Origin of the sequence: Leuconostoc falkenbergense (genome assembly GCF_014634805.1) — a bacterium.
GTDB lineage: Bacteria > Bacillota > Bacilli > Lactobacillales > Lactobacillaceae > Leuconostoc > Leuconostoc falkenbergense.
This window is the reverse complement of record NZ_BMBS01000027.1, coordinates 13,043-28,503: the sequence shown is the minus strand read 5'-3', so window position 1 is coordinate 28,503 and position 15,461 is coordinate 13,043. Positions and strand designations below refer to the sequence as shown.

18 protein-coding genes are annotated in these 15,461 nt (G+C 36.5%); 10 read left to right on the top strand and 8 right to left on the bottom strand.

The genetic code is table 11. The annotated features are described in order from the left end of the window. The first annotated feature begins 487 nt into the window (after positions 1-487). Positions 488-955, top strand: a complete 468-nt coding sequence (locus tag IEU71_RS06775; protein ID WP_004910374.1) for a DUF2798 domain-containing protein — start codon at positions 488-490, stop codon at positions 953-955. Positions 956-1,167: 212 nt separating this feature from the next. Here IEU71_RS06775 and IEU71_RS06770 read toward each other — a convergent pair whose 3' ends face one another. After that, positions 1,168-1,752 (bottom strand): hypothetical protein, encoded by a 585-nt coding sequence (locus IEU71_RS06770; RefSeq protein WP_004910371.1) that lies wholly within the window; start codon positions 1,750-1,752, stop codon positions 1,168-1,170. Positions 1,753-2,381: 629 nt separating this feature from the next. Here IEU71_RS06770 and IEU71_RS06765 point away from each other — a divergent pair. The 3 genes from IEU71_RS06765 to IEU71_RS06755 all read left to right on the top strand — a co-directional run bounded on the left by IEU71_RS06765 (position 2,382) and on the right by IEU71_RS06755 (position 3,884). After that, entirely contained in the window at positions 2,382-2,669 is a 288-nt protein-coding gene (locus IEU71_RS06765; RefSeq protein WP_004910369.1) for a bacteriocin immunity family protein, read from the top strand. 187 nt (positions 2,670-2,856) lie between these two features. Further along, complete coding sequence (locus IEU71_RS06760; RefSeq protein ID WP_004910367.1) at positions 2,857-3,027, top strand: hypothetical protein; 171 nt, start codon at positions 2,857-2,859, stop codon at positions 3,025-3,027. A 386-nt stretch (positions 3,028-3,413) separates the two neighbouring features. After that, complete coding sequence (locus tag IEU71_RS06755; protein ID WP_004910366.1) at positions 3,414-3,884, top strand: helix-turn-helix domain-containing protein; 471 nt, start codon at positions 3,414-3,416, stop codon at positions 3,882-3,884. A gap of 157 nt (positions 3,885-4,041) precedes the next feature. Here the strand turns inward: IEU71_RS06755 and IEU71_RS06750 are convergent, their stop codons facing one another. Continuing rightward, positions 4,042-4,908 carry a helix-turn-helix domain-containing protein gene (locus tag IEU71_RS06750; RefSeq protein ID WP_004910364.1) on the bottom strand — a complete coding sequence of 289 codons (867 nt, stop codon included), beginning with the start codon at positions 4,906-4,908 and terminating at the stop codon, positions 4,042-4,044. A 493-nt stretch (positions 4,909-5,401) separates the two neighbouring features. Between IEU71_RS06750 and IEU71_RS06745 the strand changes: the two genes are divergently transcribed. After that, positions 5,402-5,995: a hypothetical protein gene (locus IEU71_RS06745; protein ID WP_004910363.1), complete on the top strand. Its 594-nt coding sequence runs from the start codon at positions 5,402-5,404 to the stop codon at positions 5,993-5,995. Between the two features lie 97 nt (positions 5,996-6,092). After that, the gene (locus IEU71_RS06740) at positions 6,093-6,695 is read left to right on the top strand and encodes a helix-turn-helix domain-containing protein (RefSeq protein WP_004910362.1); all 603 of its coding nucleotides are present in this window, start codon (positions 6,093-6,095) and stop codon (positions 6,693-6,695) included. A gap of 84 nt (positions 6,696-6,779) precedes the next feature. Here the strand turns inward: IEU71_RS06740 and IEU71_RS06735 are convergent, their stop codons facing one another. The 3 genes from IEU71_RS06735 to IEU71_RS06725 form a co-directional block, all read right to left on the bottom strand. Then, entirely contained in the window at positions 6,780-7,223 is a 444-nt protein-coding gene (locus IEU71_RS06735) for a hypothetical protein (protein WP_004910361.1), read from the bottom strand. Positions 7,224-7,227: 4 nt separating this feature from the next. After that, on the bottom strand, positions 7,228-7,428 hold the full coding sequence (locus tag IEU71_RS06730; RefSeq protein ID WP_004910360.1) for a helix-turn-helix transcriptional regulator: 201 nt from the start codon (positions 7,426-7,428) through the stop codon (positions 7,228-7,230). Between the two features lie 97 nt (positions 7,429-7,525). Further along, positions 7,526-8,515: a hypothetical protein gene (locus tag IEU71_RS06725; RefSeq protein WP_004910359.1), complete on the bottom strand. Its 990-nt coding sequence runs from the start codon at positions 8,513-8,515 to the stop codon at positions 7,526-7,528. Between the two features lie 263 nt (positions 8,516-8,778). On the opposite strand from IEU71_RS06725, the gene IEU71_RS06720 reads away from it, so the two are divergent. Continuing rightward, positions 8,779-9,291 (top strand): DoxX family protein, encoded by a 513-nt coding sequence (locus IEU71_RS06720; RefSeq protein ID WP_004910358.1) that lies wholly within the window; start codon positions 8,779-8,781, stop codon positions 9,289-9,291. Between the two features lie 80 nt (positions 9,292-9,371). Here IEU71_RS06720 and IEU71_RS06715 read toward each other — a convergent pair whose 3' ends face one another. Further along, positions 9,372-10,361 (bottom strand): D-2-hydroxyacid dehydrogenase, encoded by a 990-nt coding sequence (locus tag IEU71_RS06715; RefSeq protein WP_004915090.1) that lies wholly within the window; start codon positions 10,359-10,361, stop codon positions 9,372-9,374. A 50-nt stretch (positions 10,362-10,411) separates the two neighbouring features. Further along, a complete protein-coding gene (gene tyrS, locus IEU71_RS06710; protein ID WP_004915094.1) occupies positions 10,412-11,659 on the bottom strand; it encodes a tyrosine--tRNA ligase in 1,248 nt (415 codons plus the stop codon). Positions 11,660-12,028: 369 nt separating this feature from the next. Between tyrS and IEU71_RS06705 the strand changes: the two genes are divergently transcribed. Continuing rightward, positions 12,029-12,790 carry a DUF975 family protein gene (locus IEU71_RS06705; protein WP_004915097.1) on the top strand — a complete coding sequence of 254 codons (762 nt, stop codon included), beginning with the start codon at positions 12,029-12,031 and terminating at the stop codon, positions 12,788-12,790. Between the two features lie 18 nt (positions 12,791-12,808). On the opposite strand, the gene IEU71_RS06700 is transcribed toward IEU71_RS06705, so the two are convergent. Further along, on the bottom strand, positions 12,809-13,636 hold the full coding sequence (locus IEU71_RS06700; protein WP_004915100.1) for a glucose 1-dehydrogenase: 828 nt from the start codon (positions 13,634-13,636) through the stop codon (positions 12,809-12,811). A gap of 122 nt (positions 13,637-13,758) precedes the next feature. Between IEU71_RS06700 and IEU71_RS06695 the strand changes: the two genes are divergently transcribed. Then, a complete protein-coding gene (locus tag IEU71_RS06695; RefSeq protein ID WP_004915101.1) occupies positions 13,759-14,097 on the top strand; it encodes a PadR family transcriptional regulator in 339 nt (112 codons plus the stop codon). Next, a complete protein-coding gene (locus IEU71_RS06690; protein ID WP_004915103.1) occupies positions 14,094-15,443 on the top strand; it encodes a DUF4097 family beta strand repeat-containing protein in 1,350 nt (449 codons plus the stop codon). Before IEU71_RS06695 ends, IEU71_RS06690 begins: the two co-directional genes overlap by 4 nt. Positions 15,444-15,461 lie beyond the last annotated feature (18 nt).

Sequence of the window (15,461 nt, the reverse complement as noted above, 5' to 3'; positions counted from 1 at the left end):
ACACTCAACTGGCAATCACCACGAAAGGTTTTTCAGCAGTTTGCAGTGTTCGGTTAATTCTTGCAATCTACCATATATTAATTAACATTATAATAATTTTTACCAATAAAAAGCAGATTATGTAAGTTATTCTGACATTTTGGAAATAATTTAATTAAATTATTATTATCTATTTCTAAAATTTAAATCAACTATTTTTCGAAATAATATGCCAAGAATTTTAGGTTTTAACAAACAGAGAGAATAGACTTAGAATAAAGTTTAAGTGGTTAACCATCTTCAGCTATTAAAAAGAGAGCATGGTAGTTAGCTTCTAGGATAGTTCTGTCACAAGCTAACAAAAAAGAATGTGCTTATTTGTAAACACATTCTCTCTAACATAATTAAATCAATTTTTACTTCAAATGTTATTTTTATTTTTTTTGTAATATGGTAGAATATTTAATGTTGCTGACGCTTTCAGTTTTTAGAAGGAGATATATTTTTCATGCCTACAAATATCAAGCAAAATACTATATTTGCAATTTTCATGGCCACTTTAATGAGCTATTTTATGATTAATTACAATAAATTTTTATTGGGTGCGCCACTTAATAGAAATCTGTTTTATTTTCCAGTAAAACAATATATTGTTGTCTTACCTATTGCTGTTGCATTTTCTGTTTTGTTTGTAAATAAAGGTGCTAAAATAATAGCCCTAAGGTTTGTCGAGCCCGGCAATACTCATCCTTTTAAAGTCAAAAGTGCTTTTACTTTTGCACATGTTATATTCATGGCCCCATTAATGAGTTTAGTTTCTAGTGGTATTTGGAGTGATGTGACGCTCAGAGATTTTTTGTTGACTTGGCCAATCAAAATTTTACAAAACGCGCCATTCGCTTTTATGATTAATATATTTATCGCTGCTCCAATCGTAGGTTTTATATTTAGAAGAATAAAGCCTTATATCAATTGATTATTAGTATTTTAATTTATTGTTGTACTAAAAATGAATCATTTCTTACCGACTGTCAAAGTTAGACCAAAAATCTAACGTTTGACAGTCGGTATTTTTATGAGTAAATATAGTTTGAAATGGATTCAAAAATACTCAAACGAGACAAGTATTTTCGTTGTCTGATGTTGAACTGAATCCAAGTAGTCGGATAAAATAATAAAAGTTTGATATTAATACATTGGTTTTATTGTCTCTGAAAACTTCAAATCCAAAAACTCATATCCTGTTCCCGCAATAAATTTTGCAAATCCTAGATCATTGATTGCAGCAACAATCTCATACTCGTTTTTAAATAACGGTAGTCGTTTAATGTTTAAAGGATCAACCACTTTTAGGTTTTTCGGTGGATTCGTGACAAGTTGCCAAGCACCTAATGCACTCATAAAATTGAAATAATAATTATGACCACTTTTGTCTTCAATGGTCAGCAAGGTTAAATACACCGGTCCTTCATTAGCGCCACCAGCCATAAAGTTTTGATAATTAACCTTTTTAATTAAAACAGTAGCTTGTGACACATCTGCTATATCAATTGACAACTTTTCTTTATTTTTTTCAGTCACTATTATTTTATCGGTCGTGATAGTTGCACTCATGAATCGATTAAAAATCTTTGAAAACGTACCATTATCAGGGTAAAACTGCCCATTGAGTTGCATCGCCCACAACTCAATACAGTGATCATAAACCAACACCAGATTATCAGGAATTGACAAAATAGGTGGATTTTTCATTACTGTTTTTAGATCTTTCATTTGTGTTCTCCCTTAGTGTTAAACATTTCAATCTCGAAGTATAAACTATATATAGTTAAATATAACACTTTATGTGAATTCATTACTGTGAATTTTGATATATTAACCGTTATGTGTTAAAAAATTGAAATATGTCATGTTTTTACTGCTCTAAAAAGTTCATTCTGGAACTAAAACAAAAAATTTTGAAATAATAGAATGAACAATTATTAAAAAAAGCTTAATAATGTCTACTTAAAAATGATTATCAAATAATCTGGTTTATTGTCCACAGGATTACAGATGATTAGCATACTATGTATTCTACTTTCTCAACGGCAGTTGCGGTATAAAATAGACACTACTAGTTAATAGTAAAACACGCAGTCCCGCACTAACATAGATGCCAGTTTGCTCATCAATATTATTGCTAGTTACTCCCCTAAAAATAGCAATGCTCAAAAAATACATAAAAGCAGTAACAATTGCAAGTAAGGTCCATTTATTTGTATATAAATTAACAGGTTGCTGTACTGTTTAAAATAAAACGAATAATGCAATCATGCCTATAATTAAAGCAGTCACTTTATACATTGGCATTGCTAATGTTCGATAAAATAATATATAATCAGGTGAAGAGGACTTTAGTTATGTCTAATGACATTGATTTGTTAAATCAAATTACCGATTTAATTTTAGATAAAAATATTAATTCAGAAGAACGGCATGCGCTACTAGTAGCAAAGTTAAATTTAGAAAAACATCAATACTTACCTAAAATCATTTCTGATTTAAAAGCCAGTTTAACACCACTGGCTATGAAAAATAGTCTTTCTGCAGCATTATCCCCGTTTTATTTGCAGATAACAAGTCAAGAATTTGCTGACAAATACCAAGGTTTGGGCTATGGCCTTGGTATGAATTTTGGTAGCCACTAAACCACAAGAACATCATTTGGCTACACCCAACCGTTCTGAATTTGTATTCTTTAAGAAGCAATGATATCTTTTAACAAGCCATATTTTGATTTTTAGCTTGCACGGCGTATCTTGGTACAGTGATGATAAGGGCCCTTGGCTGAATACCATTAAGCATTAGTCCTTATTATAGAAAGGTGCTGAAACAATGAAGCATGAAACATATATATCTATCTTGATTGCAGCGTTATTGTTTCCTAGTGCTTTTTGGCTTATAACACTTGTTGATTATACGGCACAAATAAACACAACAATAATTATCACGATAGCAGCTCTGCCGATTATAATATTTTCTGCTTACAAAATTTTTAAAAAATAACTTAGCATGGAAAGATACCTTAATTTATAGTGTCTAAAATTCACCTAGCATATCCAATATCATCTTTCGGCTATGTTAAGCCAGTAAAAACAATCAGCATACCCTTTTCATTTAAATCCTATATGTCTGTATTAGAAAATGGATTAAATGAATTACGAGGACCAAACATCTTTTTATCATATTTCATGTACTGATCTGAGTTCCCAATATCACTGCGATATAGTATACGAGATAGTTAAGCAAAGGTCGAGCAAGTATCCTTTTGCATACTGATTTCATGCTTTTAATAGTGCTTTTTGCTGTTTTTTTTTGCTTTCTATCAGTAGCAAATTTTATTTGCTTTATTTATATAAGAAGAATTGTAATAATAAGTTTAGGAGAACATTATGAACTTTGGACAAAAATTAAAATCAGCTCGCATGAACATGAATCTAACACAACAAAAAATCGCCGATGATTTTTTCATCACCAGACAAACAATATCAAGTTGGGAAAATAGCAATAGCTATCCCGATATTATGACCCTAATTAAACTAAGTGATTATTTTGGATTTTCTTTAGATGAAATATTGCGGGAAAACCACAAAATGCGCTTATTTCTGGAAAAGCAAACAGTTAGAAGTGATTTGAGACCGGTCTATCGGAATATAGTAGTGATTGTGGTTATTCTGTTGGTGATAGAGTTGTTAGACTTATTCAACGTTATTAAGTTTGGCTGGATTGGCTGGGTAATCTGGCTCGTCTTCTTGCTTAACGTTCGCGTATTATCTATGTTAAACAAATTCGATGATTCAAATACGATGGACTTTAAATATCCTTGGCAAAAAACAATCAAAAAATTTTTGAAATCTAAGTAAACATGCTTTTTTTAAGTGTTGTGGTCAAAAAATAATCAATATCACTTTCAATTGTCATAATCAAAAAGCCGATGAGATGTCATTCTCATCGGTTTTTTTGGTTTTGGTAAAATCTACCTCTCTCGTTCTGACATGTTACCACTAACCATCTACTTCCCTATGCCTTATTTGGCTTGAGTATACTTTCTATAAAATAAAGAATATCATGATATTCTTTCGTATATCCAAATCGTTTAAATACCGCTAAATCATCAAGCATATCATCATATATTTGTTGATCGAACCCTTGTTTTAAACTAAAAAGTTTTGAGTAGGTTAAGTAGTAGATTGTGTCGGTCAAGGTCCTAGTGTCTAGGGAGACAAATTTTTCAAAGGCTTGCAAATACAATTGCGCATCCTTCATATTATTTCTCTCAAATGCTAGCACCGTGGCATTATGGGCGTACGCTATTTGCAAATAATGCTTTTGCACAGCGCTAAAAGGCAGTTTATCTAATGAACGGATCATTCTGTTATGGTAGCTCCGAATAAAAGTATCATCAAACAAAAACAAAACATCAAGATACATCAGAATGTCATTTAAAAACCACGTTTCAAACCCAAATAAATAATTCTGAATTTCATACGTTATTTCTTCACGATTTTCTAACGGCAAATTATTAATTTTAGCATAGACCGCTTGAACGCGTAATGCGTTGATTTGGTGCTTTTTAATTTTCGTCTTGTCGTATAAAAGCAACTCTTGATTGATTAAGGTTTGACTATTTTGTTTATTATAGTAAGCTGCATACAACTTTTTCTGATAGTCCTGAGAATCAATCAAGCCATCAGGATTGGCCAACATAAAAAATTCCGTCGGATGAATATCAAGTTTATCCAAAAAACGTAATAAAACATTGGCATCAATATTGCCAGATTTCTCCATTCGCGATAATGCTGCTTGTGATGTAATATCTTGGGCCAACTGCTGTTGACTCAATCTTCTAGAGACTCTAATTTTTTTCAGCAATTGTCCTTGATTCATACTCATCCCCCACCCTCACAATAAATTTTATCCGATTTTGCATAAAATGTTGTGCGTTATTATTTAAAGCATATCATACACTTATACAGTTTATTTGCAAAAAGAACATGAAGAGAGGTATAACATATGCACTTTTTAATGACTCTATTTTTCCCATGGCTCCCCACTGGTGGCCTGTAATAAAAACTAAAAATATTATTCTGCCGTTAAAAAAATCTTAAATAATATGGCATGATGACAAACCATCAACTTGGATTGCCATTTTTTGTCGTGTTAGGTAACACCCGATTCACAGGGCCACGTCGCGTTCACTGGCTCAAGCATATTCACGAAAACCTATGAAGATTTTAACGTCGACACTGGAAAATATACAGTCAAGCACAACGACCCGCATTGGCGCTAAGAAATTGAAGCGGACCATAACGGGTAATAATCAGTTTACACACTATTCATACCTATTTGATAAATACGATTAATTGGAGCAAAACCATTTATGATTGATAACCTCTATACATCCTTACCAATAGCTTCTATCAAAGATAAAGTCACCATTTTTTTCGTCGACGCTTCAATGACTGACAAATTGGAAAGCTTGTATTTGCAATTTATTTCGGAACTACCGCGAGTTAATCCAACATACGCCACCTTTTTAAAGAAAAAATGGCATCAAATTGCCTTAGTTTTTTTAGTGGAAACCATACTGGTCACCACGTTGATTATGTTTTGGTTAGTCGGTGGGCAATTAAACATCAGCTTAATAATGATATCAATGTTTCTATACGGCGTTGTGATTTGCTTAGCGCTTTTCCGATTAAGGCAATACAGATTATTGAAAAAAGGTACTTTTTTATTTGCTGATTATCACCAAAACGGCTTTCAATGGCCCAAAGATAACGTTCCTATCAATCAGCCGTGGCAAGTTTTATATGTGCTGGAGTTTGACAATCATTTCGTCATCCACCTAGTACTTGAGGTATCATACGTGCTAATGCTAAAACGCCGCGCAATTTATATTCCTAAATCAAAATTATCTTTAGCTGATGTACGCGCATTACAAGAATCAAGCATCAGAGTGACTAGAAATTAGTGCTTATCCTACAACAAAAATAAGGCAAGCAATGAATCATTGCTTGCCTTATTTACAGTTTACATTCAGACTATATCTAAACATAGGAGGACAAGTTATGCGGTTTGGTGAACGGCTAAAAAAAGCACGATCAGATATGAATTTAACACAAGGAGATGTCGCTAATGAACTTTATGTTACTAGGCAAACTATTTCTAGTTGGGAAAATGAAAAAACTTATCCGGATATTTCTAGCTTAATTCAATTAAGTAATTACTATCAGATTTCTTTAGATACTTTACTCAAGGAAGATACTGGCATGCGCGAGGATTTGGAAAAAAAGTATGTAACGGTGAATATGAAGAAAATATACTGGAAATTACAGCTTTGTTTTTTCATCTTACTCTTATTGTTTATTGCTAACGTACTAGATATTGTCCATTTAGGCATATTTTATATACCATTTCTATTCGTGTTTATTGCTATCGCAATGACACTAGATAATATTGGAGAGTTTGATAGGAACAGCACTCTGGGACTAAAGTACAAATGGCAAAAATATATTGCTGGTGACATGGGTTCTATTTATACACTAATACTGCCCATTATGTCATTTTTATTCGGCATCATTTGCCTACTTTGGAATAAGGGCAACCCATGGTGGTCTTTTATTTGTGCTGGTTTGCTACTGTGGGTTAATCATAAAAGCACCAATAAATAACTTTTAACGATAAAAAGCAACTAATTGATAGCGAAGTGGCGAAACGCTCGTTATCAATTAGTTGCTTTTTCCTGCTAGGCTAAGCTATTGCTGATCATATTTATGCCACAATACATAGTATTGGATATCCGGAATGATAAATGCGCAAGCAATCCATCCATTCAAAACATAAAATAATACTTTAATTGAAAAAATGTCCATGACCCATATGGCGATTAATAATAGCCATAATGTCATGACTAGCGAAACAAAAGTATTAATAAGCGCACTGTGCACTTTGAGTGCAATGTCCCGATCCCGCTCATCCTTGGCAAAATACAATTCATCTTTTTGGTTGCCCATTCGAACATGATACTTTTTGGAGACATAAATCCTCTCAAAAATTATTGCTACGAATGACACTAATATTATCATCGTGGCTATTTGGCGCATATTATTAATCATCAAAATAGAAAACAAAATAAATCCTATTTGCCAGATTTTGTTCATCCAGAACGTAAAACGGACTATTCTCTTACTATCACTCATATTATTATTCCTCCACATTATTAACAAACAATTCATCAACCGACGTATGCAAAATATTAGCCAAATCAAAAGCAAGCTTGAGTGACGGATCGTACTTATTATTTTCGATGGCATTAATTGTTTGCCGTGTCACGCCAGTCAAGGTTGCTAGCTCTGCCTGAGATATTTTATTGGTCGATCTAAAATCTTTGATATAATTTTTCATCTTAGTCCCCTACAAAACAAAAATGTAAAACATGTTTTACACTTATAGTAAAACATCTTTTACATTTACTGTCAACCTTAAATTTTATTTCAACGCATCAAGACAAACGAATACTCTGTAATCTCTTGACGAGATCACAGTATTGCGCGCGATCCAAGTCTTCTTGTTCAAAGTCATTTTTGCATATTGCTAATGTTTCTTGTCCGGATCTTGTCAATGCAATTCCCGCAGACATTGCTGCGTCTAGCGATTCTAAAATATTATGCGTAAATTCTCGTATGCGTTCCAAAGAGGCATCTTGGGTAATCATCGTCGCGATCACGCCTTCCACATCATCAAAACGCGCCATTACACCAATAAAGTCTGACGGTCTAGCAGCTGTATGAATCATCATGTCAATTTCCTGAAAAAATTCCACAACTTCAGGCAAACTTTCAGCATCATAATGAACAACTTGATCGTGTAATTCAGCTAATACATCAAATAAATAGCCACGCATTTCCTGTTTAAAATGTGGTAACACATCATGAAATTGCTTAATCAAACGCCGCCATTCATCAATTGTCAGGATTCTTGGCGTTGTATAGCCTGCCCTTAACGCATTATATTGTGCAGCAATTAGCGGATCGCTTTTAGCTGGTTCAAATGCAGCCAAAATATCAGCCGCGACACGACGCAACTGGGTAGCCGTCACATTTTGAGAAAGTGATAGCTGTTCAACCAAAGTTCGCAACTGTTTTAAATGGGATGAGACTTGATCGACGGAATTTTCATCCCCAAGCGCGCTTACTTCTGTAATTAATTGATGATAAAGTGTTAAATATTCAGGATTTTCAGCAACTTGACGTCGCATTGCAAAATCATCAACACCACGCAATAAACCACCAGCAAATTGTCGCAATTCAGCAGGTTGCAAGACAGTGCAAGTCCAGCCTTCTCGTGTCGCAATTTGTTTTTTAGCGTCAGTAGCAGCTTTAGTCAAACTATGTCCAGTAACATTCATATCAGCTAAAACCTCAGCCGCGCTACCTCGGGCTTGATCATCCATCAAAGCCTCATTTAAATTGATGACGTGATTTTTTACCATAAATTCTACCCCCATTCACGGTCATTACTTCAAGTGTATCGAAAATAGTTACCCTTTTTGTGACTACTTTGTGAAAAAACTGACCATAATTCAAGCATATTTGACAGAAACACTCACATCAATCTTATCAATTATTTTTCATGGGCTTATTTCGAAATTTTAAGACTAAACAAATTGTTTGACATTTCACAAAACACTCTGTATACTTACTATTTGTAATTGATATTACAAATTGAAATTAAATATATTTAGGAGAGAATATTATGATTCAATGGCTACGCAATTCCAAAATTGCAATGGGAATTTTGACTGTTTTACGTGTTTACTTAGGTTACCAGTGGACGCTTAATGGCTGGGGAAAAATCACAGCAAAAGGTGGCTTTGATGCCTCTGGTTTAATTATGGGTGCCATTAAAAACCCTGTACTAACACCAGATAAAACAGCTGCTTTCCCTTGGTATGATTGGTTCTTAAATGTTACGACCAACCACGGTCAATCAACGGCTGCCTTTTCATTTTTAGTCGCTTGGGGTGAATTGCTAGTTGGGCTAGGTTTGGTGTTTGGTACGTTAACCTTAGCAGCTGCTTTCTTTGGTCTCGTTATGAACTTTTCATACCTTGGCGCCGGCGTTGTATCAGTGAATCCAACGTTCATTTTCATTGGGGCTTTGCTATTAATTGGTGGTTACAATTCAGGCAAAATCGGTTTGGACCGCTGGGTAACCCCATTCCTACGTGCTAAGCTACCATTTTTACAAAACGACATTAAACTTTAAACGACTAAAAAAACAGTGATTATTGACTATCAATAATCACTGTTTTTTTAGTCGTTGCATCACTTTTTAATTTGCTGAGCTCATCTCAAAATTTCATTTTCGGTGAAACCGCCATTGACCATGATGACTGCATCATTTAGTGCCATTTCAACCATATTTTTAATGGCCGTACTCGTGTAAAAAGCGATATGCGGTGACAACAAAAAGTTATCATAAGCTACTAACCGTTGGATATTTTCTGGCAATTCATCAACTGTTTGCTTTTGGTCCATGAAGTCATTTTCATTTGGTGCCACATCAAAAGCAGCACCCGCTAATTGACCGCTGGCTAATGCTGATTCCAAAGCTGTCATATCAACAATTTCACCACGCGCAAAATTTAACATGATGGTACCCGGTTGTACTTTTTCAAAAAATGCGCGATCTGCCAGTCCACGTGTCTCATCATTTAATGGCGTATGAAAGCTAATCACATCGGCACGACGCAATGCCTCATCTAATGTCGTATACGTCACAAATGGTTCATTTTGAGCGCGGTAAACGGGATCTACTCCCAATACTTGTGCGCCAAGCGCGTGCAACATTTCTGCCAAAGCAGTACCAATGCGGCCCACACCAATAATTGCCACTGTTAGGTCATGAATTTCACGCGCCTGTCCACCAGCAGCCCAAGTGTAATCCCCTTGTGCCATAGCACGGTCGAATTTTTTATTATGACGAATCAGATTAAATAACTGCGTTAACGTATACTCAGCAATGGCGCGTGGTGAGTAGGCCGCAACATTTGATAAGCGCACATGATTGGCAAAGGCAGCGGGCAAATCAAAAACATCATAGCCCACTTGGCGCAAGGCGATTTGTTTAATATTAAGTTGTGATAATCGCTCATAAACTGGTGGATTAACTGATGTCGTTTGTTGTGTTGAAACTGCATCAAAACCACTAGCACGATCAACAGTCTCTTCGTTTAGTGGTTGGTCGATTGTGACCACTTCGTGCCCCGCTTTTTCAGACCACTTCTTAACGTATGGCAATTCATCCGCTACGGCGTTATACATTAAAATTTTCATGATATTATCCTTTCAAAAAAGCACGACCGTTAAGTTGGCCATGCTAAAAGTTATTGTACTTTACCCAAGAAATACTTTTTCTTACCACGACGCACTAACACAAATTGACCGTCATAGTGACTTGCAGGGTCAATCACTGCCTCAAGGTCTTTGATCTGCTCACCATTAATTCTGATGGCACCATTGGTTACATCTTCACGGGCTTGACGTTTAGAGTTTTCTATTTGCCCATCAACCAAAAAATCAACGATGTTTTTAGGTGCTTGTTCAATCTCAAAGCTTGGTACACCACCAAAGGCATCCGCAATTTCATCAGCGGACAAGTCGGCAACATCACCACTAAACAAAGCTGCTGACAAACGTTCTGCCTCTTCAACAGCAGATTGTCCATGAACAAACTTTGTCACTTCTTGCGCCAAACGACGTTGTGCTTCACGCGCACCTGGATTTTCTTGTGACGCTTTTTCAAGTTCATTAATCTCATCAACCGATAAGAAAGTAAAGTATTTGAGGTATTTCACAACATCAGCGTCACTTTGGTTGTACCAGAACTGGTAGAACGTATAAGGTGACGTTTTTTCAGCATCTAACCAAATGGCATTGCCTTCAGACTTACCAAACTTCTTACCAGTGGCGTCTGTCATCAAAGGAATTGTCAAACCAAACGCCTTTGCTTCGTTACCTTCAATTGCATGAATCAAATCAATCCCGGACGTGATATTGCCCCACTGATCTGAACCACCAATTTGCAATTGAACGTTGTGTCGACGCCACAATTCATGAAAATCAATACCTTGCAGAATTTGGTAGGTAAATTCAGTAAATGAAATACCCGTTTCCAAACGTGAAGCAACGACATCTTTTTTCAACATGACATTAATTGAGAATAACTTACCATAATCACGCAAAAAGTCTGTCAGCGTCAGCTTACCCAACCAGTCATTATTATTAACAATTTGCGTGTCACCAGCACCAAATAACTTCGTCACTTGCGCTGTAATACCCTGCTCGTTAGCAGCGAGTTGTTCTGGTGATAACAATTTACGTTCAGTTGTCGGACGTGGATCACCAATAGCGCCTGTCCCACCACCGATGATGATAACTGCTTTACCACCAGCATTTTGGAAACGCTTTAGCACCATAAATGGAATCAAGTGTCCCAAGTGTAATGATGGTGCTGTCGGGTCAGTTCCAACATAAGCGCCAATTTTGTCATTGATCATTGCTTCTAACAAACCGGCTTCGTCCGTTACTTGGTTGAGGGCGCCACGCCATTTCAAGTCTTCAATAAAATTCATCAGTATCTCCTTGTTTTAAAATCATTTTTAACAGCAAAAATCGCCCTAATCTGAATAGAATAGGACGATTTTCACCGTGGTACCACCTAAATTGTAAGTCATCGGACTCACCACTTAATATTGCCTTATCGCGGCCTACGTCATTGTCTAAACGTTGTGTAACTCAACAATATTTTCGGATTAGCTCACAGCAACCGCTAACTTTCTGATACACGCCTAATATTGCCTTTATCAACGTAATGAATATTTTTATTATACCAGAATTTCATTCTAAATAGTAATTTTTAATCTTTAATTAGATAGTGGTATTTTTGTGACCATTTTAGACTATGTTATAATTGAATATATTACGTCAGAGGGAGAACTGATATGAATTCAATTCGAGAAATTAAACACGCAGCTTGGTCGCGCGTCACACAAAGTTTTGGCGCGGCGTTTTTGCTAGCACTGATTCCGGTTATCTTAGAGTTTGTCAGTAGTGCCGCCACTGCAAGGGACCAATTGCGCAATACCGATACTGTCGCATCAACTGGTGGCAGTATTGGTAAAAGTGTAGCAGTTGATGCTGGCACTATTATCACAATTATTGTCGCTGTTTTAATCAGCCTAATCATTGTCTTTGCAATTTTAGCATTATTCATTGCTTTAATTGAAATGTTTGCAGAAAGCTCGACCGTTGGTTTCCTTACTTGGTCTGAAGAAGACGAGAAACCCGCCAAGCCTTTCGTTGCTGGCTTAACACTAATCAATGGGACAGTTTATAAAATTGCTTATGTTCGTGCCATCTATTCAATGCTTTGGGCATTGCTATTCATTGTCCCGGGTATTATCAAGTCATTTAGCTATTCACAGGCAATCTTAATTTACCGTGATGATGTTCAAAACAACCGTGAAATTCGTACAGCACGTCAATATTTGAAAGCATCAGCTGAGATGATGAATGGTTATAAGGGGCATCGTTTCTTGCTTAGTTTAAGTTTGATTGGTTGGTCAATTTTGACAGCCCTAACTGGTGGATTTTTAGCTATCTTCACTACACCTTATTTCTTAGCAGTCAATGCTTCATTCTATCAAAACCTACGTGGTTTAAGAGATGCGCAACATATTAATGATAAGAGTACAGTCTTGTGAGCAATCACAAGGCTTTTTTTAACCCTTACCACCTTGAAATTCATTATATAAGGTAATTCCGCCATCAATGTAAAGTGTTGTCCCCGTAATATAACTTGCCTCTTTAGAAATTAACCACATGGCGGCGTTAGCCACGTCAATCGGGTCACCAATTTTTTTCATTGGAATCATATTAGTCGTTTCTTGCTTGACAGCAGGATTTTTAAAGCGCTCTGCATTGATTGGCGTATCAAGTGCACCCGGCGAAATCGCATTAATACGGATACCACGTTCAGCATATTCCAGAGCAGTTGTCTTGGTAAACATCAACACACCAGCTTTCGCTGTGGCATAAGACGCGTATGTTGGCCACGGAATCGTATCATGTATCGACGAAATGTTAATAATGTTACCTTGAATTTTGTGCGTCAAAAAGTGATTAATTGCAATTTTTGACCCTAAAAATACACCATCCATGTCAACGTGTAATACCCGCTGCCAGTCATCATAGCTCACCAAATGCGTCGCTTCTTGTATTTCAAACCCCGCATTATTAACCCAAACATGAATCTCACCAAAATGTTGGATTGCGGTGTCATAAATTGCTTGAATGCCCGCCTCAGTACCAACATCAGCTTGCACCGCAACTGCCCGACCGCCAGCAGACTCGATTAGTTGTAACAATCCGTCAACGACATTTTGTTTGGCGTTTAAGTAATTAACGACAACGTTCATTGCTTCAGCACCAGCATGTCGAGCAATAGCTTCGCCGATACCAGAAGAGGATCCAGTTACCACAATGGTTTTTCCTGACAAATCAGGATACCGCGTATGAGGGTGATTATTTTGTGTTGTTTGTTGCGTCATAAGACTAACTCCTTTTGAGCATTATTATACACAGAAAATATGATTTTTTTGTAAAATTAAGTAAATTACTTTGACAAGCACAGTAGTTTATTATATTATATAAGCATACGAGGTAATTTACTATGGAAATATCAAAAGATCTCATTCGAGGTCACACTGATACGATTATTCTGAATATCTTAAATCAAGGTGATTCTTACGGTTATCAAGTTTCAAAATCTATTCGGCAATTGTCAGACCATCAATATGAACTCAACGAAGCAACCCTTTACACTGCTTTTCGTCGACTTGAGAAACTTGGTGATATTGAGAGCTATTGGGGCGACGAAACACAAGGCGCACGTCGAAAGTATTACCGTATCACCTCACAAGGTCAAGACCATCTAGCCACGGCGCTAGATGAATGGCGATTTGCTAAAAAAGTGATCAGCAATCTGATTAGTGGGAGAATCGAATTATGACATCAATAGAAATGGAAATTAGAACACGTTTAGATGTTATTTTTTCAAAATATACACCGAACGCTCAGCTAACCGAGTTCAAAGAGGAACTAGTCGCTGATTTAATTGAGGCTTATCAAGACTTTGCCAAAACTGACCGTTCTCATGACGAAGCATTGGATGATACTTTTGATCAGCTCGGTGATATTGATACTGTTTTGAAAGAATTAAGCGAACAAAAATCAGCAACCAAAGATGATACACAATCAGATGAGCAGGAACAAGCAACCGAAAACAGCAAACGGTCATTTGTAGATATCTCTGATGAAGGCGTACACATTGGTAATCTTCACATTAACAGCAAAGGGGTTCGCCTTGGTGACGATATTGTCATTGACGGCGAACACGACAAAGTGCAATTTGGCGACTGGCTACATGTTGATCATGAAGGCGCACGAGTTGACGACAAGTATTATCAATTTGAAGGTGATCAAGGTCATTATGATTTTGAGACACATACACTTAAGGAACCATTTTGGACCAAAGCACATCACAATATCACGATTCCAACAAGTGACAAACCATTCATTTTTGATTACAAGGACGCCAGCGTCAGTTTTTATACCAATGACAAAACTGATTTAATCACGGTTGATGAATACTTCAGTCGCGACAATGCCCGTTACTTTGCCCGTATCTCAGAAACAGATGATCATGTCCTCATTTCACAAGGCGATCATCCAATGCTTTTCCATGTCAAAACTGCGATTCAAATTGGCTTACCACAAAACTTCCACGCCGGAAGAGTGACGACAATCAACCATTCAGGAAGTCTATATGTCAACAGCATAGCACTTGAAGAATTCAACGTCAGTGTGTATTCTGGCAGTTTCAAGGCACAACATATTACAGCCAAAAGTGGTCTATGGCGGGTCACTTCTGGGACGATCAAAGCCAGCGATGTTAAGTTTGAAACTGCTGAAATTGAAAATAAATCAGGCAGTATCAAATTAGAAAAAACTGTCATCAATGACGCTACCGTGTCGGCACATTCTGGTTCAATTCGTATTGACGATTTTGTTGGGGGCGGTCACTTTAAAGCTAACTCGGGCGCAATCCGGTTACGCCTTTCAAAATTGACGCGTGATTTAATTTTAAAAGCCAATTCTGGTTCAATTCGCGTTACCGCACCAAACAATCAAGATTTTAATTTTGAATTATCAGCGCATTCTGGCAGTGTGTCTGTTGAGCGCAGTAATATTCATTTCGAACAAAATACTGGCAGCTACAAACGCGGATTCGTTGGAATAGATCCCGAGTTTGCCATAGAAGCACAAGCTAATTCGGGTACTGTTAAAATTTATTAAGGAGTGTACGGTCAAACG